The organism is Streptomyces sp. NPDC050121, assembly GCF_044460385.1.
Lineage (GTDB): Bacteria > Actinomycetota > Actinomycetes > Streptomycetales > Streptomycetaceae > Streptomyces > Streptomyces soliscabiei.
The window spans coordinates 289,772-312,168 of the sequence record NZ_JBITJV010000004.1 but is presented as its reverse complement, the minus strand read 5'-3'; the positions used below and the strand labels follow the sequence as shown (position 1 = coordinate 312,168).

The following is a 22,397-nucleotide window of genomic DNA, read 5'->3' as shown; positions in this document are numbered from 1 at the left end:
GTCACGTCCGATTTCCGCTAGCAGGGTTTCCGTCGTGGGCGAAGACTGGAACCCATGACGGACCAGGAAACCCGCTACGAGGCGGTCCGCAGCAGGGACGCCCGGTTCGACGGCGAGTTCTTCTTCGCCGTCGAGACGACCGGCATCTACTGCCGGCCCAGCTGCCCCGCCGTGACACCGAAACGCAGCAACGTGCGTTTCTTCGCGACGGCCGCCGCCGCGCAGGGCTCCGGCTTCCGGGCCTGCCGGCGGTGCCGCCCGGACGCCGTCCCCGGATCGGCCGACTGGAACGTGCGCGCCGACGTCGTGGGCCGCGCCATGCGGCTGATCGGCGACGGCGTCGTCGACCGCGAGGGCGTCACCGGGCTGGCCGACCGACTCGGCTACAGCTCCCGCCAGGTACAGCGCCAGCTCACCGCCGAACTCGGCGCGGGTCCGGTCGCCCTCGCCCGAGCACAGCGCGCCCACACCGCGCGGGTCCTGCTGCAGACGACCGGCCTGCCGGTCACCGAGATCGCCTTCGCGTCCGGCTTCGCCAGCGTGCGGCAGTTCAACGACACCGTCCGGGCCGTGTACGCGGCCACCCCGACCGAGCTGCGGGCCACCGTCCGCGCGAGTCGCCGCGGCGCCACCCCGTCCGCAGGGATCCCGCTGCGGCTCGCCCACCGCGGCCCGTATCACGCGGGCACCGTGTTCGACCTGCTGGAACGAGAGGCCGTGGCCGGCGTGGAGGAGGTGAGCGGGCCGCTCGGCGCACGCACATACCGTCGTACGCTGCGGCTGCCCTACGGCACCGGGATCGTCGCCGTGGACGAGCGGCCGGGCGACACCGGCCAGGCCACGGCCGTCCATCCCGGCGGCTGGCTCGACGTCCGGCTGCACCTCACCGATCTGCGCGACCTCACCACCGCCGTCCAGCGGCTGCGGCGGCTGTTCGACCTCGACGCCGACCCGTTCGCCGTGGACGACAGGCTCGGCGCCGATCCACGGCTCGCTCCGCTGATCGCCGCCCGGCCCGGACTGCGCGCGCCGGGGGCCGCCGACCCGGAGGAGTACGCCGTACGGGCGCTGGTGGGGCGGACGGCAGCGGAACGCCTGGTCCGCGCCTACGGCAAGGCCCTCGACGCACCGTGCGGAACCCTCACCCACCTCTTCCCCGAACCGGCCGTCCTGGCCGGCGCCGGCTTCGACCTCGACTCCGACTCCGACTCCAACTCCGGAGCCAAACATGAGTCCGGATCCGGGGCCGAGTCCGCGACCGGATCCGATGTCGGCGGAACCCGCGGGACCCTCGGCGCTCTCGCCGCCGCCCTCGCGGACGGCACCGTACGCCTCGACCCAGGCGTCGACCGGGACGACGCCCAGGAAGCGCTGCTCGCGCTGCCCGGCCTGGACGCCCGTACGGTGGCGGCGATCCGTGCCCGCGCCCTCGGCGATCCCGACGTCGCGCCGCCCGGCGCGGACGTGCCCGACAGCTGGCGCCCCTGGCGCACCTACGCCCTGAACCACCTGCGCGCCGCGGAGGAACGATGAACACCCCGACCGACCTGACGTACTACACCAGCGTGGACAGCCCGCTCGGCCCCCTGCTCCTCACCGCCGACCCGTCCGGCGTGCTGACGTCCCTCTCCGTGCCCGGACAGAAGGGCGGAAGGACGGTCCAAGACGGCTGGCGGCACGACCCCGGGCCGTTCCGCTCCGCCGAGGAACAACTCGCCGCCTACTTCGCCGCAGAGCTGAAGGAGTTCCGGCTTCCCCTGCGTGGCGACGGCACCGAGTTCCGTGAGCGGGTGTGGGCCGCCCTCGACTCCGTCGCCTACGGGGCGACCACGACGTACGGCGAGATCGCCGCCCGCGTCGGCGCCTCGCGGATGGCCGTACGAGCGGTCGGCGGAGCGATCGGGGCGAATCCGCTGCTGATCCTGCGGCCCTGCCACCGGGTGATCGGCGCCGACGGCTCGCTGACGGGATACGCGGGCGGACTGGAGCGCAAGGTTCGGCTGCTCACGCTGGAGGGTTCCTTCCCGGCACCGCTCCAGTGGAGCTTCATCCCCACAGCACCGCCCCCAGCCACGCGCCCATGATGAGCAGACAGGTGAACAGCTCGGCGAGGATGCTGGAGCCGCCGGAGCGCATCGCGGTGCGCAGGGCCGCCCGTGCCTCGCCGTGGCGGCCCAGGCGGAGCCGTTCGCAGAGGTAGATGCCGCCCATGAAACCGGGGATCGCGCCGAGCACGGGGAGCAGGAAGAAGCCGAGGAACGCGCCGAGTCCCGCGTACACCGCCATCCGGGGTGTCGCGCCGCTCGCGCGCAGCCGACGGGGCGGCAGGGCCCAGCGCACCACCTGGGACAGGAACAGCGCCAGCGTGGCCCCCATCAGAACGGCCCAGGCGACCGGCTGCGGGTCCTCCAGTGCCCACCACAGGACCGCGGCCCACACCAGCCACGATCCCGGCACACCGGGCACCAGCACTCCGCACAGGCCGAGCAGAATGACCAGTCCGACCAGCAGGAGTTCCCACACTCCCATCTGCCCAGGGTGCCCGAATCGAGAAGAAGACGCAGGTCAAAGCAGGCTCACCGTTCTCGTGTCACTCAGCCGCGCTCGTACGCGTGCCAGCCCAGCTGCAGCCGGGTCGTCACCCCGGCCAGCTCCATCAGCCCCTTCACCCGGCGCTGCACGGTGCGCAGCCCCAGGTCGAGTTGCTTGGCCACGCTCGCGTCGGTCATCCCCGCCAGCAGCAGGGACAGGATCTCCAGGTCGACCGCGTCGGGAGCGGCCGGCGCCTGCTCGACGACACCGGCCGTACCGAGGCGCAGCGGCAGGGCCTCCCGCCACACCGACTCGAACAGGCCGCACAGCAGTTCCAGCAGCCCGCTGGCGTGCACCACCAGCGCGGCGGGCTCCGCCGAACGTCCCGTCAGCGGCACCAGGGCGAGTGAACGGTCGGCGACGACCAGCTTCGTCGGCACCTCGTCCACCACCCGGACCTGCTCGTCCCGGCCCAGTGCGGCGGTCAGCTCCGTCATGCCGTGCGGCTGGTCGAGCACCGCACGCTCCAGTACGACGCGGTAACGCGCCCCGCGAGCGGCGGCTCGTTCCTCCGCGTCGTCCTCGCCGCCGGTCACGGCCACCGGGGTGCCGGTGACCAGCGCGCACACCTCCTCGCTCGCCCCGAGCTGGATCTGCAGGAAACGCTGGGCGACGGCGGCGGCGCCCGTCACGACCTCGACCAGGTCGTGCACCGCCGGCTCGGCCCCGGCGGCCCGGTACTCCTCGGCGAGCAGGGCGGCCGCGAGCTCCGCCTTCTCCAACTCGTGCCGCTGCTGGGTGAGCAGCGCGCCCAGCGCGACTCCCGGGGGAGCGGCGACCCAGCGTCCCGGGCGGCCCGAGGACTGCGCGGCGAGGCCGTGCCGTTCCAGCCGGCGCAGCGCGCGTTCCGTGTCGTGCTCGCCGAGGGTCAGCCGGCGCGCGAGATCGGGCACGTCGGAGGCGCCCACCGACACCAGCGCCCGGTACGCCGACTCGTGCGTGTCGTCGAGCCCCATCGCTCCCAGCATCGGGTGTCGTCCCTCCATCCGACGTCTCGCCCGCCCACGTCGTGTCCGGTGCCTGGTGGGAATCAGCCACGGCGTAAACCCGCCGCCGCACATCATCGCCACACCGCCGGTCACTCTGCCAAGGTGTGGCCACGGCGCAAACACGTGATCATCCACTGATCATCCACAGCGGATCTCCTCAGGAAGCACTTCCGTCGCACTGCTGTTCCGGACGTTGCTCGACATGCTGTTCGACACCCGTGCGGTGAAGCATTTTCCGGATGCCCCGTTTTCATACGGCCCGTGCGGTGGACAATTGGGGGCATGAGCCAGCAGGGGGGAAGGTCCACCGGTCACGAGGACGACTGGTGGGGGCAGTTGTACGACGACTCCACCGAGGACACGGGGCCCACGCCCGCCGCCGACTCCCTGGACGACCGCTTCGCCTCGGCCGCCGGAGCGGTCCGCTCTGCGGATACGGCGGCGCACTCCGAGGGTGCGACGGCCGGCACGGGGACTGCGGCGGGTGCGCGCGCCCCGGCGAGCGGTGCGGACGATGACACGCACCACGCGGACGACTCGGACCAGGTGGACGGCGTGGATGACGCGGACCTTGCGGGTCCCGTCGGCTCGGTGCCGGCCCCACGGGCCGAGCGGCCCGGTCCTCGCGGCCGGACCGATTGGTGGGCACGCCAAGGCCAGGGCGCAGACATAGACACAGGTACGGGTACGGGTACGGGTACGGGTACGGGTGCGGGCTGGGACCCAGGGGACCCCGGCAGTGGGCTCGCCGATGAGCGTGACGCCCGGCACGATGCCGGACGCGGCACCGGTCGGGACGTCGGCCGTCACGCGGGCCGAGGCGTCGGCTGGGCCGCTGATCCGAACGCCTCTTCGGCCGCCGGTCAGGGCGCCGACGTCGACGCACGCGGGGTCGAGGCCGATCCGGGCACCCCTCCGCCCGAGCGGTACCGCGCTCCCTGGGAACCGCCCTCGGCCACACCTCCCGGTCCCGAGAACTTCCTGCCCGGCCCGCTGCCGCCGGGCTTCGACGAGCGGGCGCCCCACGGTCCCGCATCCTCCACGCCCGACGGCCGTACGCCGACGGAGACATCGTCCGCCCCCTCCGCACCCCCGGCACCGCCCTCCCCACCAGCGCCGTCCCCCTCCACCACCCCGTCCACCGCTCCAACCGCTCCAAGCGCTCCAACTGCGCCCCCGCCCCCGCCCGCACTGCCGCCCACTCCGGCCCACGCGCCGCCACCTACGACTGCCCCTACCGCCCCTACCGCCCCTACCGCGCCCTCCGCCCCCACCGTCTCCGCCAGCGGCACCGCAGCCCCTCTCGATCCGGCGGGTTACCCGTCCACCCTCAAGGGCGCCCCCGCCTCCGAGCGCCCCCCACTCCCGGCGCACGCCCCCAACTCCCCGGCATCTCCAGCACCTCCGGCGCCTTCAGCCGCACCTGTGGGTGCTCCCGACCATCAAAAGGACTACGTCGGTTCCGGGCCGCCCACCTACGACGCCGAGCCCACCGCCCTCCCGCTCGCTGACCCGGAGGAGTTGGACGATCTCGTCGCCGACACCGTCCTGGACGGGGCCCGGTACGGGGCCTGGGCGTTGCGGGCCGTTTCCGTGCGGGGGGACTCCGCGCGGTACCGGGGCGAGCCGCGCCGTGACTCACTGCTCACCGCCCGTTTCGGCGCGGGCGAGCATGCGCTGATCCTCGTCGCGATGGCGACCGGCGCCCGGGCGACCCCGGGAGCCCACCGGGCGGCCGCCGAGGCGTGCCGGTGGATCGGACGGGCCGTGGGCCGCAGTCATGTCCGGCTCGCCGAGGACATAAGGGCGGCCCGGCGTGGCGACCTGAAGTCCGGCCTGCACCGGCTCACCGACCGCAGCCTCGGCCGGCTCCGCGCCAGTGCCGCGGAACAGGGCCTGGCGCCGGAGGAGTACGCGGCCACCCTGCGCTGTCTGCTCCTGCCCGCCGACCGCGACTGCCGCACGCGCGTCTTCTTCGGTGTCGGCTCCGGCGGACTGTTCCGGCTGCGCGGCGGCGTGTGGCAGGACATCGAGCCGCAGGTGGGTGAGGTCGCCGGGGAGCCGGTCGTCGGGTTCGGGTCCCTGCCGGCCGAGACGCCCGAGGGCGACCGCCTCACCATGGACCTCGGCATCACGACCCCGCCGAACCCCTACGACCCGGCCCCCGAGCCGCCCCGCGATCCCTTCCGCTTCCGTGCCTCCGTAGCCCGCCCGGGTGACACGCTCCTGATGTGCACCGGCGGCCTGGCCGAACCCCTGCGCGGCGAGCCGGAACTGTCCGCGTACCTGACGGGACGCTGGTCGGGCCCCACCCCGCCCAGGCTCGCCGCCTTCCTCGCCGACACGCAGGTGAGGGTGAAGGGTTACTCCGACGACCGCACGGCGGCGGCCGTCTGGGAGGCGTGACAGGGCCCCCGCGACCACTGTGGAGGGGACCCGAGGAGACCGAGACCGAAGGGGTGCGTCGATCCATGGCCAAGCAGAACGTCGCCGAACAGTTCGTGGACATCCTCGCCCGCGCGGGAGTGAAGCGCCTCTACGGCGTCGTGGGGGACAGCCTCAACCCCGTCGTGGACGCCGTGCGCCGCAACCCCGCCCTCGACTGGATCCACGTCCGCCACGAGGAGACCGCCGCCTTCGCCGCCGGCGCGGAAGCGCAGATCACCGGGAAGCTCGCGGCGTGCGCGGGCTCCTGCGGACCCGGCAACCTCCACCTCATCAACGGCCTCTACGACGCCCACCGCTCCATGGCCCCCGTGCTCGCCCTCGCCTCGCACATCCCCTCCAGCGAGATCGGCCTGGGCTACTTCCAGGAAACCCACCCCGACCAGCTGTTCCGCGAGTGCAGCCACTACAGCGAACTGATCTCCAGCCCGAAACAGATGCCCCGGCTGTTGCACACGGCGATCCAGAACGCGGTCGGCCGCAGCGGCGTCAGCGTCGTGTCGCTCCCCGGTGACATCGCCGACCGGCCCGCTCCCGAGAAAGCCGTCGAAACCGCTCTCGTCACCGCCCGGCCCACCGTCCGCCCCGGCGACGCCGAGATCGACGCATTCGTCGAGATGATCGACGCGGCCGACAAGGTCACCCTCTTCTGCGGCAGCGGTACGGCCGGCGCGCACGCCGAGGTCATGGAGTTCGCCGGAAAGATCAAGTCCCCGGTGGGGCACGCGTTGCGCGGGAAGGAGTGGATTCAGTACGACAATGAATTCGACGTCGGCATGAGCGGTCTCCTCGGCTACCGCGCCGCGTACGAGGCCACGCACGAGTGCGATCTGCTGATCCTGCTCGGAACCGATTTCCCGTACAACGCCTTCCTGCCCGACGACGTGAAGATCGCCCAGGTCGACGTGCGGCCCGAACACCTCGGCCGGCGATCCAAGTTGGACCTCGCAGTCTGGGGCGACGTGCGCGAGACCCTGCGCTGTCTGATCCCGCGCGTGCGGGCCAAGGACAACCGGCGTTTCCTCGACCGGATGCTGAAGAAACACGCCGACGCGCTGGAGGGGGTGGTGAAGGCGTACACGCGGAACGTGGAGAAACACGTTCCTGTCCATCCCGAGTACGTTGCCGCCGTCGTCGACGAACTCGCCGCCGACGACGCCGTGTTCACCGTGGACACCGGGATGTGCAACGTCTGGGCCGCTCGTTACCTCACGCCCAACGGCCGCCGTCGCGTCATCGGTTCCTTCTCCCACGGCTCCATGGCGAACGCGCTGCCCATGGCGATCGGCGCACAGTTCACGGACCGCCGCCGGCAGGTCGTGTCGATGTCCGGCGACGGCGGCTTCTCCATGCTGATGGGCGACTTCCTGACCCTCGTCCAGTACGACCTGCCCGTGAAGGTCGTACTGTTCAACAACTCCTCGCTGGGCATGGTGGAGTTGGAGATGTTGGTCGCGGGGCTGCCCTCGTACGGCACGGCCAACAAGAACCCCGACTTCGCCGCCGTCGCCCGCGCCTGCGGCGCCCACGGCGTCCGCGTCGAGAAGCCCGGACAACTGGCCGGCGCGCTGAGGGACGCCTTCCGGCACAAGGGCCCGGCCCTCGTCGACGTCGTCACCGACCCCAACGCGCTGTCCATCCCGCCGAAGATCAGCGCCGAGATGGTCACCGGTTTCGCGCTGTCCGCCTCGAAGATCGTCCTCGACGGCGGGGTGGGCCGGATGCTGCAGATGGCCCGCTCCAACCTGCGCAACGTGCCTCGCCCGTGAGGATGCTGGTGGTCAGCCTGCGGTCAGGCGGTGGCGGGGACCCACTGGCGCTCGCCGTTGTCCGAGCCGTACCAGTAGCGGGGCAGGCCCTTGACACCGCTCGTGCGGAACGGGCGGCCGTGATCGTCGACGCGGACCGTGCCGGTACGTCCCTCGGACGACCAGTCGAGTTCGAGGTACCAGTTGCAGTCGCAGCTCTCGGTCCGTGCCGTGACCAGCAGCACCTCCGGGTCCGTGCTGGACACGCGGTAGGGCAGGCTCACCGCCGGGATCGGAGTGCCCGCGTCGTTCCCGGCGACCGAGTGCGCGACGGGACGGTCCTTGTCCAGGTCGACTGCGAAGTACCGCTTGCTGAGCGAGCCGCCGCAGCCCTGGTCCATGGCGTACACGGTGCCCTGCGCTGGTGAGGCGCGGCCGACGACCCGCACACGCAACGCCGTCAGGACGACGGCCGTCGAGTCGCGGCCCTGCACCGAGATCTCCACGTTGGTCTCCCGCCCGTGCAGGGCGCCCTGGGCCGACGCCCACTGACCGGCGTCCTGCTGAGCCGGGGGCGGTGGCACCTGCGCCGGAGGTTTGTCGATGATGTAGTCGTGACCGCAGCCGAGCGCCCAGACCTGGGAGTCGGCGGTCCACAGCAGCGGTACGCCCGTCGCGGGGGCCGAGGCCCTGCCGCCGGCCGGGGCGCTGTCCGGGGAGGGGGAGGTCCTGCCGGGGCCGGTCGGAGGGGAGGGCGAGGCGGAGCGGGGCGTGGGGGAGGCGGTCGTGCTGGTGGTGGGCGTGGGGGAAAGGTGCGGGGACGCCGTCCGGTACGGGTCGGCGGTGGATCCCGGGGCCCGGCCGGCGTCGTCGGATGCCGACGGGTGGTTGCCGCCGGGCAGTGCGGACAGGCTGCCCAGGGTGGCGAGGATCGCGCAGGCGACACCGACGAGGACCGTGACGCGCCGACGCCGGTACCAACGGCGAGACGGTGCCTGTTGTCCGACGGATTGCCGAGGTTCTGTTTCCGCCGAAGGCCGGGTGTCTGCTTCCGGCGATGTGCCCGGCGTTTCCGGCATTGCCAGGGTTTCTAAGGCTTCTGAAGTCCCCCGCGTTTCCCGGAGCGTCGGTGCTTCCGGTGCTTCCGGTGCGTCCGGGGCAGTAACGCTCCGCGCCGCCCGCTGCTGACGGGCCGCCACTGCACGCAGCCACCGCCGGTGCAGTTCGAGGCGTTCCTCGGAGGTCGCTCCGCAGAACTCCGCGAGCCGTTCCACCGGGGCGAAATCCTGCGGAACCGCTTCCCCCGCGCAGTACCGGTGCAGCGTCGAGGTGTTCATGCCCAGTCGGCGTGCGAGAGAGCCGTAGCTGCGCTCCGTGCGCCCCTTCAGTTCCGTCAGCAGCGCCGCGAACTCCGTCACATCGCCCACACCGTCGTCGGTCGACACCGTTCCCCCGTGCTCGTCCGGCCCGGGCGGTCATCCCAGGCACCCATATACCTGCACGTCACATGGGCTGGGATGGTTCCACCACGGCAGATCGGGCGAAGACCGTTGCACCGGGCCGTTCCGTCCGCCGATGCTCTTGGTGTCGCCCCGACCAGAGCCGGATCGACCAACCGGCGTCGCGGCGACGATCCACACCCATGCACTCCACTCACGGGGGACACCCATGCCCAAGCGCATCCGAGCCGCCACGCTCACCGGGCTCACCGCACTCACGGCCGTGGGCCTCGCCCTCGGCACCCTGCTCGCCGTACCCGCCGGCGCCGCACCGGCGGGTACGGCCGCGCCGCAGCCGCCCGGCTTCCTCTCCGCCGCCGACCTTCCGCCGCACCCCAGCTCGCCCTGGACGGCCGGTGAGATCATCGCCGGCGCATCGCCGGAGGTGGAGGCGGACCGCTGTCTCGGCACGGTGCTCGGCGACGGATGGGGCTCCTGGTACCGGGACTTCCGGACCGACCTCGACACCAGCGCCCGTCAGGTCAGCCTCGAACTGTCGAGCGTCAGCGCGGCGAAGTGGCGGTTCGCGTCGGTCAACGAGCACATCAAGTCCTGCGCCACGCGGATCGAGCAGGCCGACCCGGAGGTCACAGCCACGCTCAAGGACTACGGGAAGCTGAACGTGGAGGAGGGAGCCCATGTCTACGGCCTGCACACCGAGACGTCCTGGGGCGCGACCGACATACGCCTCCTCTCCGTGGGCCGGGACGGCACGCGGGTGACGGTCGTGGACTGGGGCCAGCTGGGCGACTTCGACGACGCGCCGGTGAAGGCCTTCAAGAAGACAACCGTCACGGCCGTCAACAAGCTTCGCTGACCGCACGACCCCCACAGGCGTACGACCACTGCGAAGAGCCGGGGCCGCCGTCCTCCCGTCACGGGGGTCGGGAGGGCGGCGGCCCCGCACGACCACTTGGTCACCCGACAGACCACAAGTCCAGCCAGACCCGACACACGAGATATACGGGGAACACGCACATGACGAGCATGATCAGCTTGACCGGCAAGCCCAGCGAGCCCAGCGAGACCGGCAAGAGCACGAGCCGCCTTCGTACCACTCGCCGCCGGGCCGCCGTGGCCGCGGCCCTCGCCCTGGCCCTCGGGCTGGGCGTGACGGCCCAGGCCTCCGCCGGCAGCCCGCGCAGCGTCAGCGGCAAGTCGTCCGACAACATCACCCGTATCGCCGACTTCTACGGCGCCTACATCGACGCGGTGACCGACGAGGGTGGCGGAAAGCTCGCGGACGAGCTCCGCAAGCATTACCTCACCCCGGCCTTCCAGAAGGAACTGAACGCCTGGGAGGACAAGAACCACGCCAACGGCGTCCTGCGGGCCCAGAACGTGCCGCTCGCATGGAAGGTCACCGCCAACGGCACGGCTAACTACACGGAGGCGGTCGTCACCCTCACCTGGAGCAGCAACACAGCGACCAAGCTGGTCGTCGACATGACCCGCGGCCACAAGATCTTCCACATCGGCACGACGGGAGTCGAAGGCAGTTAGGGCTGCTGGGCGGTCAGGCGGTCAGGCACGGGGACATTCTTGGCCGGGCACCGCAGGCGGGTATCGCTTGGATCTCGGACTGCCGTAGTGCGAAAGGCCCTTGGGCCTCGTGCTGCGGCAGTCCGAGTATGCGGGGGCAAACGGGGGACACGGTTTCCGTTGCGTTTCCGTGTGAGGAGCAGTGCATTCCGGCCAATGTCGTCGGCAACGGGAAAGCGCTCCGGCCGTCCGGCATCAGCCGCCCCACCTCTTCTTCGGGTACGGCCAGGTCGGCAGGGGCGAATCCGTAGTCGGTGCGAGCCCGGACGGTCAGCAGGTCGCACGGGTGCGTAGGCGGGAAGGGGGCGAGGGCGGCCGGGTCGGCGTCCGCCTCGCAGAGCGGATGCCCCGGCTCACCACCGCTCACCGGGGAGGCGATCTTCGGGTGCCGGTTGCGCCGGCGCGCGCCCTTCAGGGGTTCGACCGCGCCGTCGTACACCGTCCCCTCGGCCTGGAAGCCGGGTTCGTCGCCGCCGGGCCTGGGGCCGATCACCGCCTTCCCGCAGCCGCCCGCCCGCTCCTCGGGGCCCCGCCCCGCCAACCGGATTCACCCTGTCGAGCAGGGCCTTTCCCGCCTGGTGCCGCTATCGGACGGCTCGTACGGGGCCCAGGGGCCCGATCGCTCGGCACCGGTTCGCCCGGCGCGTGCCCGACGGACCGGGTCGACGGCACACAGGCCCCTTGCGGCGCACGACACACGAACCGTCGCATCGCGCGCTCCGCACGCGCTGGAAACAGGGTCCGGTCGGTTGTTTCGCGGCGCCCTCCTCGGTGGTTCGGACGGGCGCCGCCGGCCCCTCAGCCGCCCGTGGGAAAACCAGGGGAGGACCCGGGAGTGCGGGGGAGCGACCCTGCGCCCCGCCCGAACATGGCCGAACACCCGGTCGTTGATGATTCGACATGACTGGCCCGGTATCGACCGGGCAAGGATCCCCGTGAACGTGTTCGAGCAGGAGGGGAACCGACATCGACACGCGGGCGGGGGTCATGGAGAGGCAGGCTTGGGGAAGCGGTCCGACGGCGATCGCGGGCACCTCGGCGACGAGACGGACAGGGGAGGGCACAGCCGAGGACGTGGCGGAGCAGGACGGGGCGTCGCAGCTCAGCCGCAGGCTCGGACGGGCGGATCTGCGGGCGGTGCCCGAGGCGCGCCGGGCGTTGCGGGAACTGCTGCGGGGCTGGGGAAGACCCGGCCGGTCGGAGACGGCGGAACTGCTCACCAGCGAGCTCGTCACCAACGCACTCGTGCACACCGACGACGACGCGGTGCTGACGGCCACCGTCTCACCGTCCGGCCTGCGGGTGGAGGTACGGGACTTCGTGGCCCGCCACCCCCGGCCGAGCATGCCCAGCCCCGACGAGGGCACGCACGGTCGGGGCCTGGTCCTGGTGGAGTCCCTCGCGGACACCTGGGGTGTGCGGGCGCAGGGCGGCGGAAAGGTCGTCTGGTTCGAGCTGGGAGCCGAAGCCGCCTGAAAGACAGGCCACGGGCGAGGAGCGACACGCAACGGGAAGGGGGCGCGACCGTCGTGGTCGCGCCCCCTTCCCGGTGGTGTCTAGCTGTCCGTCAGCCGAACTGCTGCTCCAGGTCCTTGAGCTTGCGCTCCAGGGAGTCGAGGCGCGGCAGGGCCATCGTGTCGTCCTCCGCGGTGAGATCGACGGTGATCGACGAGTCGGAGCCGTGGCGAACGGGCTGCAGGGAGGGCCGTGACCTTACGGGCAGCTGCTCCGCAGAGTTCGCTATGGCAGGCTCCGCGGAAACTCGCTCGGCCGTGGCGCGCTCCAGGGCGGCCTGGGCCTCCACCTGACGGCCACCGCCGCCACCACGGCCGGGGAAACGACCGTGACCTCGGCTGATCGCCTTCAACTGGGCCCGCTCGACCCGCTGCTGCTCGCGACGGCGCAGCTTGGTCTCCTCCTTGCGGACCTTGTCGTCGCGGACCTCCTCGACGGCCTCGTCCAGGCTGCGCACGTTTTCCAGGAGCATCAGCGACCACGCCTTGTAGGTCTCACGAGGAGCCCGCAGCCAGCGCACGACGCGGATCTGCGGCAGCGGACGGGGCACCAGCCCCTGCTCGCGCAGCGCGGCCCGGCGGGTCTGCTTCAGGGCCCGGTCGAAGAGAACGGCCGCCGACAGGGACATGCCGGAGAAGAACTGCGGTGCGCCGTCGTGGCCGAGGCCCCTGGGTGCGTGCACCCAGTTGAACCAGGCCGCGGCGCCCGCGAACGTCCATACGAGCATCCGGGAGCCGAGCGCCGCGTCACCGTGGCTGGCCTCGCGCACCGCGAGCACGGAGCAGAACATGGCCGCGCCGTCCAGGCCGAACGGGACCAGCAATTCCCAACCGTTGGTGAGGCCGAGGTTCTGCTGGCCGAAGCCGACCAGGCCGTGGAAGGAGAGGGCGGCGGCGACGGCCGCACAGCAGAACAGAAGGACGTAGGAAGCGGTTCCGTATATGGCTTCCTTGCGCCTGCGGCGCTCTTCGGTGCGCTCCCACGAGTCGTCCGCGCTCGCGTTCGCCCCGGAGGAGCGCTTGCCGCGCGCGAGCACCGCCACCGCCGCCAGCATGCCCAGGAGCAGTACGGCGCCGGGAAGCAGCCAGTTCAGCGATATGTCGGTCAGTCTCATCTGGGGGTCCCTTGCATTGGGATAGGGCGTAACGCCCGCCATAGTGGCCCAATCCCGCCGTCCCTCAGGGGGTTTCGGGGCAAGAGGCCGCCAAGGAGGTGCAAGGGGATGCCCAGGGCGACGTTCTGCTCGAACTGCCGCTTGAGGGGCGGGAGTTGAGTTCGAATAAGACTACCCGTACGGGTGGTTCCACGGAAAGTTCCCGTGACAAGTGAGAAAGTTGTGAATCGCCTGTAACCGAAAGGGAGTCTCGTCCGGGTGATCTTACGGGACCTGCGGGCGTGTCCCGTCGCCGGGGGGTGGCCGAGTGTGCCTGAGGGTGCCTCAACTCGTTGGGGTGCCGGTGAGCTTGGGGGCGCGGTCGGCGTCGCGGGTGCGCGGGCGGGTGGCGTAGGCGTCGCAGGTGGCGCAGGTGCCCCCGGGGTGCACCGCACAGAAGGCGCAGCGGTCGCCCGGTCCGGCAGGGGCGCTCGGCGGTGCAGGTACCAGGGGTCAGGCTCGGGAGGCCTCCGTTTTGGGGGTGATTAAAGGTAAGCCTTACCTTATCCGGTATCGTTGGGATTTGAACTGGCGGCCAGTGCGCCTAAGGTGCTTGACGGACGAGTAACAACCCGCCGTAATGACCCCAAGTACCGACAAGGCCGGAGGAGGCCCCGTGGAGCAGAGTGCGCAGGGCTCCATCGGTACCGGAGATCCGGCCGCGCAGGAGGCCGAGGACCGTGCTCGGGTGCCGGCGCAGTCGCGCGGAGGGGCGGCCGAGTACGGACAGTTCGGTGAGGCGGGTGAGTTCGGCGAGGGCGCGGGCCGCGAGCCGTGCGGCCCGGCGGGCGCCGCGCGCGGTGAGCACACGCACAGCGAGACCCCGATCCCGCGTCCCCGGCCGGTCGTCCAGCGCGCCTCGGTGCGCGGCCAGATCCTCGACGCGCTGCGCACCGCGCTGGTCGCCGGGGACCTGCGGCCGGGCGAGGTGTACTCGGCGCCGGTCCTCGGGGAACGTTTCGGGGTCTCCGCGACGCCGGTCCGGGAGGCGATGCAGCAGCTCGCGATGGAGGGCGCCGTCGAGGTCGTCCCCAACCGGGGGTTCCGGGTGATCGTGCGGGGTACGCGCGAGCTCGCCGAGCTGGCCGAGGTGCGGGCGCTGATCGAGATTCCCGTGATGCTGCGGCTCGCCCGTACGGTGCCTGCCGAGCGGTGGGCGGAGCTGCGGCCGCTCGCCGAGGCGGGCATGCGCGCGGCGGCCTCCGGCTGCCGGGTCACGTACGCGGAGGCCGACCGGGTCTTCCACCGGGCGATGCTCGCCCTCACCGGCAACGAGCAGTTGGTCGGGGTCGCCGAGGATCTGCACCGGCGGTCGCAGTGGCCGCTGGTCGGCGGGCCCGTCTCGCGCGCACGGGCCGACCTCGTGGCGGACGCGACGGAGCACCTGACGCTGCTGGAGGCGTTGACGGCACGGGATCTGGACGTGGTGCAGGCGGTGGTGCGAGAGCACTTCGCCGGCGCGGCCTGAGCGGACGGTTCGTGGTTCGCGCCGCGTGCGCGCCGCGTGCGCGCCGCGTGCGCGCCGCGTGCGCGCCGGCCTGCTGGGGGCTGCCGCCCCCAGACCCCCGCTTCGGCCCCGAAAGGGCCTCGTCCTCAAACGCCGGACGGGCTGAATCCGCCGCGCCCGCCACGGACAAGCCTGGCGTCTCTCGGCCCCCAGTCTCCCGGCTCCCGAGCCTCCCAGCCTCCGGTCTCCACGCCCCCGCGAGCCCGTGCCGGCCCCACGCCCCCGTGAGCCCCGCCGGCCCCACGCCCCCGTGAGCCCCGCCGGACCCACGCCCCCGTGAGCGCCCGCCGGGCCCACGCCCCCGTGAGTGCCGTCGTCCCTACGCTCCCCTGAGCCCCCGTCGTCCCTACGCCCCCTGAGTCGCCGTCGTCCCTACGCCGTCGCTGCCGGGGGTGTCAACTGTCTTGCCAGCCAGGTGGGGACGCCTCCGAGGAGGCGGAACAGGCGTCGTGCCTCCTCGCGTAGTCGGGAGGCCTCCGGTTCTGTTTCCGCGTCCGCCAGTGAGGCGAGTGCCGGTGCTGTGCCCACCAAGTAGCCCAACTCCTCCCGGATGCGCAGGGATTCGGCGAAGCCGTGGCGGGCCTCCGCCATCTCGCCGTCGCGCAGGGCGAGTCCGGCGAGGTGGCGCCAGGTGAAGGACAGCAGCAGCGAGTCCGAGTGCGCCGCGGCCGCCGTGTGGGCGCGGCGGTAGGCGGCCCTCGCGGCCTGCGGGGAACGGGCGATGTTCTCCGCGAGCAGGCCCCGGCGGAAGTCCAGCAGCGCCCGGCCGACCGCGTCCGGCGGGATCAGCGCCGCCGCCCGGCCGAGCGCGGCCCGCGCCTCGTCCACCCGGTCGCGCACCCCGTGCACCGTGGCGGCGTACGCAAGTTGCCCCCGTTCACAAGCGGCGGCGCCCCGCTCCTCGTCGTCGTGGGCCAGCGCCTCCGCCGCCCGCAGCGCGTCCTCGGCGTCCTGCCAGCCCTGCTCGGTGTACAGGCACCGCTCCACGAGCAGCGCGGCCCGCTGGATCGCGCCCTGCGCCGTGTCGGGCGGGATCAGAGCCGCCGCGTCGGACCAGCAGGCCCGCGAGCGCAGCCGCCATACCGCCGTCTGGAGGGGGTCGTCACCTGAGGTCGTTCCGGTACCGGACATGGCGGTGTACGCCACGTTGCCCTCCCCGAGCGCGCCGTCGAGCTTTGAGTGGTGGCCGCATCTCAGCACGAATCGCGGCACCGAGCCAAGGGGGCGGGTGAAAGATTTCACAAAGTCGTGGGACTCTCCGTCCCCGAAGGTTTCGACGGACGGCCGGCCGACGGACAGCAGGACGGGGGCAACCGGCCTCTGTTTCTTGTCAGCCGGTTGTCAGCTCATGCGCAGGGCCAGGAAGAAGTCCAGCTTGTCCTCCAGGCGCGACAGGTCACGGCTCGTCAACTGCTCGATCCGCCCCACTCGGTAACGCAATGTGTTGACATGCAGGTGCAGGCGGGAGGCGCAACGGGTCCATGAGCCGTCGCAGTCGAGGAACGCCTCCAGCGTCGGGATCAGCTCGGCGCGGTGGCGTCGGTCGTAGTCGCGCAGGGGATCCAGGAGACGGGCGGTGAACGCTCTGCGGACGTCGTCCGGGACGAACGGGAGCAGGAGCACGTGCGAGGCCAGTTCCTGGTGCCCGGCCGCGCACACCCGCCCCGGCCGGGCGGCGGCCACCCGTCGCGCGTGCCGCGCCTCCTCCAGCGCCCCGCGCAGCCCCTCCGCCGAATGCACGGCCGCGCTGACGCCCAGCGTGAGCCGGCCGTCGCCGTCGAGACCCGCCGACAGCGGTTCCCGTACGGTCGTCAGGAGCGCGTCGGCGAGGACGCCGCTCTCGGAGCCGTCGTGCTCGCTCGACACCGCCGGCAGCGGTACGAGGGCGACGGCCTCCGCACCTGTGTGGGCGACGGCGATGCGGTCGGAGGGCTCCGGGCCGGTGGCGAGCGGGTCGACCAGGATCTCCTCCAGGAGCGACTGGGCGACCGGGCCGGCCTCCGGGCCGCCGTCCTCCCACTCGACGCGGGCCACGACCACCTGCCAGTGCGGCGCGGCCCCCAGTCCCGGCAGCAGCACCGGCGCGGCCACCCGCAGCCGGGCCGCGATCTCCGCCGGGGCCGCGCCCGTCTGGACCAGCTCCAGCACCTCCTGCGCCAGGCGCCTGCGCACCGTGCGCGCGGCGTCCCGGCGGTCCCGCTCCACCGCGATCAGCTGGGTGACGCCCTGCAGCAGGTCGAGGCGCTCGTCCGCCCAGTCCCCGGCGTCGGCCTCGACGGCCAGCAGCCAGTCCGACAGCACGCTCTCGCGCACGTCCCGGCCGGCCTTCGGGCTCTGGGCGGTCTGCGGGGCGCGGCCGCTGCTGCGGATCGGGAACAGTGAGTACGTCGCCTGGCCGACCAGCACCCGGTGCGGTCCGCGCCGGCCCGTCCGGACGGCCGCCAGCTGCTCCGCCGCGAGCTTCGCGCACACCTCGGCGGGCAGGCCGGGGCCCGCTCCCTTCGGGCCCGCGATCAGCCGACCGGTGGGGGACAGCACCCAGGCGCGCAGGTCCAGGTCCGAGCCGAGCAGGTCCAGGACCACGTCCGGGCCGCCGCCCGCCGGGCCCGAGGTCATCATCCGGCGGTGCCGGTCCACGACGGCCGCGAGATCCCCGGCGCGCTCGCCGGACACCTGCCGCACCACGTGCTCGGTGATCGTCGCGAAGGCCACCGACTCGTGCACCGCGAACAGCGGCAGACGGTGCCGGGCACAGGCCACGACCAGGTCCTCCGGGATGTCGCCCAGCTCCGCCTCACCCGCCGCGAGCGCGGCCACCCCGGCCTGCACCAGGATCCGCACGAACGGCTCGGAGTCCGCCGCGTCCCGGCGCCACGCCAGGCCCGTCAGCACCAGCTCACCGCCGGAGAGGTAGCGGCTGGGGTCCCGCAGGTCGGTGGTCATGACACCCCGCACCGCGCGGTCCAGCTCGTCCTCGCCGCCGAGGAGCCTCAGGCCCAGCGCATCGGTGTCCAGCAGGGCGCGCAGCCGCATCTCGTCGCCGCCGTTCTGTGTCTCGAAATCTACGATGAATCTTGAAGGATGTGGCGGGAAGACACCCGCCGCCGGTCCTGCCCACCGGGGCCGGACCGCCGCGGCGGACAGTCACGCACCGCATTCTTTGATTGCCAGGCTGTTTCCTACGTTTCCACAGGAAAACGAGGAGGTTACTGATGACCTCCGTTCATACGAATCTACAAGATGCCCCGGTCGACCAGCCAATTCCTTCATGCTTTCGGTGACTGACCGGGCTGGAGCAAGGCACTGTGTACTGGCCTCACTCCACGTGAACAGCACATGACCGAGCCGGGCCCGCCGCACCCGATTCTGGCTCGATCGATTCGGCCGTCGGTCGCCATCGACAGCCGATACGACTCCGAGACGCACGAGACGAAGAAGAGAGCCGGTCATGGACTTCCTTCGCCCCGCCAGCTGGGAGGAGGCGCTCGCCGCCAAGGCCGAGCACCCCACCGCTGTGCCCATTGCGGGTGGCACCGATGTGATGGTCGAGATCAACTTCGACCACCGCAGGCCCGAGTACCTGCTCGACCTCAACCGGGTCGGTGACCTCTACGAGTGGGAGGTCGGCGAGGAGAGCGTGCGGCTGGGCGCCTCCGTCCCGTACACCCGGATCATGGAGAACCTGCGCGCCGAGCTGCCGGGCCTCGCCCTCGCCTCGCACACCGTGGCCTCTCCGCAGATCCGCAACCGCGGCGGCGTCGGCGGCAACCTCGGCACCGCCTCCCCGGCCGGCGACGCCCACCCCGCCCTGCTCGCCGCCGGCGCCGAGGTCGAGGCCGAGTCGGTGCGCGGCTCGCGCCGGATCCCGATCGACGCGTTCTACACCGGCGTCAAGCGCAACGCCCTCGCCCCCGACGAGCTGATCCGCGCCGTCCACATCAAGAAGGCCGACGGACCGCAGCAGTACTCCAAGGTCGGCACCCGCAACGCCATGGTCATCGCCGTCTGCGCCTTCGGCCTGGCGTTGCACCCCGAGACCCGGACCGTCCGCACCGGCATCGGTTCCGCCGCGCCCACCCCGATCCGGGCCGCAGCCGCGGAGGACTTCCTCAACGCGGCGCTCGAAGAAGGCGGTTTCTGGGACAACGGGAAAATCATCGCCCCGTCGGTCGCCAAGCAGTTCGCAAACCTGTGTTCCGCCGCCTGCAACCCGATCGACGACGTACGGGGAACGGCCAGTTACCGCCGTCACGCGGTGGGCGTGATGGCCCGCCGCACGCTGACCTGGACCTGGGAGTCGTACCGCGGCGCCCGCCGCACCACCGAGGGAGCTGCGTGATGCGCGTCAACTTCACCGTCAACGGACGTCCGCAGGAAGCCGACGACGTGTGGGAGGGCGAGAGCCTGCTGTACGTGCTGCGGGAGCGGCTCGGCCTTCCCGGTTCCAAGAACGCCTGCGAGCAGGGCGAGTGCGGCTCGTGCACGGTCCGGCTGGACGGCGTCCCGGTCTGTTCCTGCCTGGTCGCCGCCGGTCAGGCGGAGGGGCGTGACGTGGTCACCGTCGAGGGGCTCGCCGAGTACGCCAAGCAGCGCGCCGAACACGGCGGTTGTGGAACCGGTTCCTGTGGAACGTCGGACGGGCCGGTCGAGGCGAGCGCGTCGGGCGTCCCGGGGACCTCGCTCGACGAGGCCAGGGGATGGCAGCCCAAGGGTCACGACTCCCAGACCGGCGAGGGCACCGAACTCGCCCCGATCCAGCAGGCGTTCATCGACGCCGGTGCCGTCCAGTGCGGCTTCTGCACTCCGGGGCTGCTGGTCGCCGCCGACGAGATGCTGGAACGCAACCCGAACCCGACCGATGCGGACATCCGCGAGGCGCTCTCCGGCAACCTGTGCCGCTGCACCGGTTACGAGAAAATCATGGACGCGGTCCGCCTGGCGGCCGCCCGGCAGGGAGAGGTGGTCTGACGATGCCTTCCCGCACTCTCGAATTCGCTCGAGCGGGCGGTGCCCCCATCGGCGCACCCACCAAGATCACCCAGGGGTCACGGACCAAGGGCGGCATCGGGGAGTCCACGTTCCGCCCCGACGGCACGCTCAAGGTCACCGGAGAGTTCGCGTACTCCTCCGACATGTGGCACGAGGACATGCTCTGGGGTCAGATCCTGCGCTCCACGGTCGCCCACGCCGAGATCGTGTCCATCGACACGTCAGAGGCCCTCGCGACCCCCGGCGTCTACGCCGTGATGACGTACGACGACCTGCCCTCCGACGTGAGGAACTACGGTCTGGAGATCCAGGACACGCCGGTCCTGGCCCACGGCAAGGTGCGCCATCACGGCGAACCCGTCGCGATCGTCGCCGCCGACCACCCCGAGACCGCGCGCCGCGCCGCCGCCAAGATCAAGGTGGAGTACCGGGAACTGCCGGTCATCACGGACGAGGCCTCCGCGACCGCCCCGGACGCGATCCTCGTCCACGAGGGCCGCGACGACCACCACATCACTCACGTCCCGCACCCGAACATCCTCCACCGCCAGCCGATCATCCGCGGCGACGCGACCGAGGCGGCCGGGCGCGCCGATGTGATCGTCAAGGGCGAGTACACCTTCGGCATGCAGGACCAGGCCTTCCTCGGCCCGGAGTCCGGCCTCGCCGTGCCGGAGGAGGACGGCGGCGTCCACCTCTACATCGCCACCCAGTGGCTCCATTCCGACCTGCGCCAGATCGCACCCGTCCTCGGCCTGCCCGAGAGCAAGGTGCGGATGACACTGGCCGGCGTCGGCGGCGCGTTCGGCGGCCGCGAGGACCTGTCCATGCAGATCCACGCCTGCCTGCTGGCCCTGCGCACCGGAAAACCCGTCAAGATCGTTTACAACCGTTTCGAGTCCTTCTTCGGCCACGTCCACCGCCACCCGGCCAAGCTGTACTACGAGCACGGGGCCACCCGTGAGGGCAAGCTGACCCATGTGAAGTGCCGGATCGTCCTGGACGGCGGCGCGTACGCCTCCGCCAGCCCGGCCGTCGTGGGAAACGCCTCCTCGCTCGGTATCGGCCCCTACGTCGTCGACGACGTCGAGATCGAGGCCATCGCCCTCTACACCAACAACCCGCCCTGCGGCGCGATGCGCGGTTTCGGCGCGGTCCAGGCGTGCTTCGCCTACGAGGCGCAGATGGACAAGGTGGCGGCCGAACTCGGCATGGACCCGGTCGAGTTCCGCCGGCTCAACGCGATGGAGCAGGGCAGCCTGCTGCCGACCGGGCAGGCGGTGGACTCCCCGGCGCCGGTCGCCGAACTCCTGCGCCGCGTCAAGGCGATGCCGCTGCCGCCGGAGCGCCAGTGGGAGAGCAGCGAGGGAGCGGACGTCCGGCAGCTGCCCGGCGGTCTGTCCAACACCACGCACGGCGAGGGCGTCGTTCGCGGAATCGGTTACGCCGTCGGCATCAAGAACGTGGGCTTCTCCGAGGGCTTCGACGACTACTCGACCGCCAAGGTCCGCATGGAGGTCATCGCGGGCGAGCCCGTCGCGACCGTCCACACGGCCATGGCCGAGGTCGGCCAGGGCGGTGTCACCGTCCACGCGCAGATCGCCCGCACCGAGCTGGGCGTCGCGCAGGTGACCATCCACCCGGCCAACACGGAGGTGGGCAGCGCCGGTTCGACCTCGGCCTCCCGGCAGACGTACGTCACCGGCGGCGCGGTCAAGAACTCCTGCGAGCTCGTCCGGGAGAAGGTCCTGGAGCTCGGGCGCCGCAAGTTCGGCTCCTACCACCCGGCCTGGGCCACCGCCGAACTGCTCCTGGAGGGCGGCAAGGTCGTCACCGACGGCGGTGAGGTTCTCGCCGACCTGGTCGACGTGCTCGAGGGAGAGGCCGTCGAGGTCGAGGCGGAGTGGCGGCACCGGCCGACCGAACCCTTCGACCTGCGCACCGGACAGGGCTTCGGACACGTCCAGTACTCCTTCGCCGCACACCGCGCCGTCGTCGAGGTCGACACCGAGCTCGGCCTGGTCAAGGTCATCGAGCTGGCCTGCGCGCAGGACGTCGGAAAAGCGCTGAATCCGCTTTCCGTGATCGGTCAGATCCAGGGCGGCACGACCCAGGGGCTGGGCGTGGCGGTCATGGAGGAGATCATCGTCGACCCGAAGACGGCGAAGGTCAGGAACCCGTCCTTCACGGACTATCTGATCCCCACGATTCTCGACACGCCGACCATCCCCGTCGACGTGCTCGAACTCGCCGACGACCACGCCCCCTACGGGCTCCGTGGCGTCGGCGAGGCGCCCACCCTGTCCTCGACCCCGGCCGTCCTCGCGGCGATCCGCGACGCGACCGGGCTGGAGCTCAACCGCACTCCGGTACGTCCGGAACACCTCACCGGAACGTGACCCCACGGGGTCTGAGCGC

18 protein-coding genes are annotated in these 22,397 nt (G+C 71.9%); 11 read left to right on the top strand and 7 right to left on the bottom strand.

Annotated elements, in window-relative coordinates; genetic code table 11:
- Window positions 1-54: 54 nt before the first annotated feature.
- Both ACIBTS_RS08535 and ACIBTS_RS08530 read left to right on the top strand, forming a co-directional pair.
- A complete protein-coding gene (locus ACIBTS_RS08535; RefSeq protein ID WP_399317608.1) occupies window positions 55-1,533 on the top strand; it encodes an AlkA N-terminal domain-containing protein in 1,479 nt (492 codons plus the stop codon).
- The gene (locus ACIBTS_RS08530) at window positions 1,530-2,084 is read left to right on the top strand and encodes a methylated-DNA--[protein]-cysteine S-methyltransferase (protein ID WP_399317606.1); all 555 of its coding nucleotides are present in this window, start codon (window positions 1,530-1,532) and stop codon (window positions 2,082-2,084) included. The genes ACIBTS_RS08535 and ACIBTS_RS08530 overlap by 4 nt, the downstream gene beginning before the upstream one ends.
- Here ACIBTS_RS08530 and ACIBTS_RS08525 read toward each other — a convergent pair.
- On the bottom strand, window positions 2,047-2,529 hold the full coding sequence (locus tag ACIBTS_RS08525; protein ID WP_399317604.1) for a DUF456 domain-containing protein: 483 nt from the start codon (window positions 2,527-2,529) through the stop codon (window positions 2,047-2,049). The genes ACIBTS_RS08530 and ACIBTS_RS08525 overlap by 38 nt on opposite strands.
- A 65-nt stretch (window positions 2,530-2,594) precedes the next feature.
- Window positions 2,595-3,560, bottom strand: a complete 966-nt coding sequence (locus ACIBTS_RS08520; protein WP_399317602.1) for a helix-turn-helix domain-containing protein — start codon at window positions 3,558-3,560, stop codon at window positions 2,595-2,597.
- Between the two features lie 303 nt (window positions 3,561-3,863).
- On the opposite strand from ACIBTS_RS08520, the gene ACIBTS_RS08515 reads away from it, so the two are divergent.
- Window positions 3,864-5,987 (top strand): PP2C family serine/threonine-protein phosphatase, encoded by a 2,124-nt coding sequence (locus ACIBTS_RS08515; RefSeq protein WP_399317600.1) that lies wholly within the window; start codon window positions 3,864-3,866, stop codon window positions 5,985-5,987.
- Window positions 5,988-6,052: 65 nt separating this feature from the next.
- A complete protein-coding gene (locus ACIBTS_RS08510; protein WP_399317598.1) occupies window positions 6,053-7,795 on the top strand; it encodes a pyruvate dehydrogenase in 1,743 nt (580 codons plus the stop codon).
- 23 nt (window positions 7,796-7,818) lie between these two features.
- On the opposite strand, the gene ACIBTS_RS08505 is transcribed toward ACIBTS_RS08510, so the two are convergent.
- Window positions 7,819-9,219: a helix-turn-helix domain-containing protein gene (locus ACIBTS_RS08505; RefSeq protein ID WP_399317596.1), complete on the bottom strand. Its 1,401-nt coding sequence runs from the start codon at window positions 9,217-9,219 to the stop codon at window positions 7,819-7,821.
- 223 nt (window positions 9,220-9,442) lie between these two features.
- Between ACIBTS_RS08505 and ACIBTS_RS08500 the strand changes: the two genes are divergently transcribed.
- A complete protein-coding gene (locus ACIBTS_RS08500; protein ID WP_399317594.1) occupies window positions 9,443-10,090 on the top strand; it encodes a hypothetical protein in 648 nt (215 codons plus the stop codon).
- A gap of 170 nt (window positions 10,091-10,260) precedes the next feature.
- Entirely contained in the window at window positions 10,261-10,776 is a 516-nt protein-coding gene (locus tag ACIBTS_RS08495) for a hypothetical protein (protein WP_399317974.1), read from the top strand.
- Window positions 10,777-10,789: 13 nt separating this feature from the next.
- Here the strand turns inward: ACIBTS_RS08495 and ACIBTS_RS08490 are convergent, their stop codons facing one another.
- The gene (locus ACIBTS_RS08490; protein ID WP_399317592.1) at window positions 10,790-11,356 is read right to left on the bottom strand and encodes a hypothetical protein; all 567 of its coding nucleotides are present in this window, start codon (window positions 11,354-11,356) and stop codon (window positions 10,790-10,792) included.
- Window positions 11,357-11,802: 446 nt separating this feature from the next.
- Between ACIBTS_RS08490 and ACIBTS_RS08485 the strand changes: the two genes are divergently transcribed.
- Complete coding sequence (locus ACIBTS_RS08485) at window positions 11,803-12,291, top strand: ATP-binding protein (RefSeq protein ID WP_079658790.1); 489 nt, start codon at window positions 11,803-11,805, stop codon at window positions 12,289-12,291.
- Between the two features lie 91 nt (window positions 12,292-12,382).
- Here ACIBTS_RS08485 and ACIBTS_RS08480 read toward each other — a convergent pair whose 3' ends face one another.
- Window positions 12,383-13,444, bottom strand: coding sequence for a DUF2637 domain-containing protein (locus tag ACIBTS_RS08480; RefSeq protein WP_399317590.1), 1,062 nt, complete (start codon window positions 13,442-13,444; stop codon window positions 12,383-12,385).
- A 619-nt stretch (window positions 13,445-14,063) separates the two neighbouring features.
- Here ACIBTS_RS08480 and ACIBTS_RS08475 point away from each other — a divergent pair.
- The gene (locus ACIBTS_RS08475; RefSeq protein ID WP_399317589.1) at window positions 14,064-14,951 is read left to right on the top strand and encodes a GntR family transcriptional regulator; all 888 of its coding nucleotides are present in this window, start codon (window positions 14,064-14,066) and stop codon (window positions 14,949-14,951) included.
- A gap of 411 nt (window positions 14,952-15,362) precedes the next feature.
- On the opposite strand, the gene ACIBTS_RS08470 is transcribed toward ACIBTS_RS08475, so the two are convergent.
- Complete coding sequence (locus ACIBTS_RS08470; protein ID WP_319674416.1) at window positions 15,363-16,136, bottom strand: hypothetical protein; 774 nt, start codon at window positions 16,134-16,136, stop codon at window positions 15,363-15,365.
- Window positions 16,137-16,331: 195 nt separating this feature from the next.
- Window positions 16,332-18,023: a PucR family transcriptional regulator gene (locus ACIBTS_RS08465; protein ID WP_399317587.1), complete on the bottom strand. Its 1,692-nt coding sequence runs from the start codon at window positions 18,021-18,023 to the stop codon at window positions 16,332-16,334.
- Window positions 18,024-18,438: 415 nt separating this feature from the next.
- Between ACIBTS_RS08465 and ACIBTS_RS08460 the strand changes: the two genes are divergently transcribed.
- Genes ACIBTS_RS08460 through ACIBTS_RS08450 form a run of 3 tightly spaced genes read left to right on the top strand, consistent with a single transcriptional unit; the run spans window position 18,439 to window position 22,378 of the window.
- A complete protein-coding gene (locus ACIBTS_RS08460; RefSeq protein ID WP_399317585.1) occupies window positions 18,439-19,329 on the top strand; it encodes an FAD binding domain-containing protein in 891 nt (296 codons plus the stop codon).
- Window positions 19,329-19,958 (top strand): (2Fe-2S)-binding protein, encoded by a 630-nt coding sequence (locus ACIBTS_RS08455; protein WP_319674413.1) that lies wholly within the window; start codon window positions 19,329-19,331, stop codon window positions 19,956-19,958. The genes ACIBTS_RS08460 and ACIBTS_RS08455 overlap by 1 nt, the downstream gene beginning before the upstream one ends.
- A 2-nt stretch (window positions 19,959-19,960) precedes the next feature.
- Window positions 19,961-22,378 (top strand): xanthine dehydrogenase family protein molybdopterin-binding subunit, encoded by a 2,418-nt coding sequence (locus ACIBTS_RS08450; protein ID WP_399317583.1) that lies wholly within the window; start codon window positions 19,961-19,963, stop codon window positions 22,376-22,378.
- The last annotated feature ends 19 nt before the right edge of the window (window positions 22,379-22,397 follow it).

Bases quoted from the DNA above. Each gene is read 5' to 3' on its own strand.
- ACIBTS_RS08520 (WP_399317602.1), bottom strand. From the start codon at position 3,560: ATGCTGGGAGCGATGGGGCTCGACGACACGCACGAGTCGGCGTACCGG.
- ACIBTS_RS08450 (WP_399317583.1), top strand. From the start codon at position 19,961: ATGCCTTCCCGCACTCTCGAATTCGCTCGAGCGGGCGGTGCCCCCATC.
- ACIBTS_RS08510 (WP_399317598.1), top strand. From the start codon at position 6,053: ATGGCCAAGCAGAACGTCGCCGAACAGTTCGTGGACATCCTCGCCCGC.
- ACIBTS_RS08525 (WP_399317604.1), bottom strand. From the start codon at position 2,529: ATGGGAGTGTGGGAACTCCTGCTGGTCGGACTGGTCATTCTGCTCGGC.
- ACIBTS_RS08465 (WP_399317587.1), bottom strand. From the start codon at position 18,023: ATGCGGCTGCGCGCCCTGCTGGACACCGATGCGCTGGGCCTGAGGCTC.
- ACIBTS_RS08495 (WP_399317974.1), top strand. From the start codon at position 10,261: ATGATCAGCTTGACCGGCAAGCCCAGCGAGCCCAGCGAGACCGGCAAG.
- ACIBTS_RS08530 (WP_399317606.1), top strand. From the start codon at position 1,530: ATGAACACCCCGACCGACCTGACGTACTACACCAGCGTGGACAGCCCG.
- ACIBTS_RS08480 (WP_399317590.1), bottom strand. From the start codon at position 13,444: ATGAGACTGACCGACATATCGCTGAACTGGCTGCTTCCCGGCGCCGTA.
- ACIBTS_RS08535 (WP_399317608.1), top strand. From the start codon at position 55: ATGACGGACCAGGAAACCCGCTACGAGGCGGTCCGCAGCAGGGACGCC.
- ACIBTS_RS08475 (WP_399317589.1), top strand. From the start codon at position 14,064: ATGACCCCAAGTACCGACAAGGCCGGAGGAGGCCCCGTGGAGCAGAGT.
- ACIBTS_RS08515 (WP_399317600.1), top strand. From the start codon at position 3,864: ATGAGCCAGCAGGGGGGAAGGTCCACCGGTCACGAGGACGACTGGTGG.
- ACIBTS_RS08455 (WP_319674413.1), top strand. From the start codon at position 19,329: ATGCGCGTCAACTTCACCGTCAACGGACGTCCGCAGGAAGCCGACGAC.
- ACIBTS_RS08485 (WP_079658790.1), top strand. From the start codon at position 11,803: ATGGAGAGGCAGGCTTGGGGAAGCGGTCCGACGGCGATCGCGGGCACC.
- ACIBTS_RS08460 (WP_399317585.1), top strand. From the start codon at position 18,439: ATGGACTTCCTTCGCCCCGCCAGCTGGGAGGAGGCGCTCGCCGCCAAG.
- ACIBTS_RS08500 (WP_399317594.1), top strand. From the start codon at position 9,443: ATGCCCAAGCGCATCCGAGCCGCCACGCTCACCGGGCTCACCGCACTC.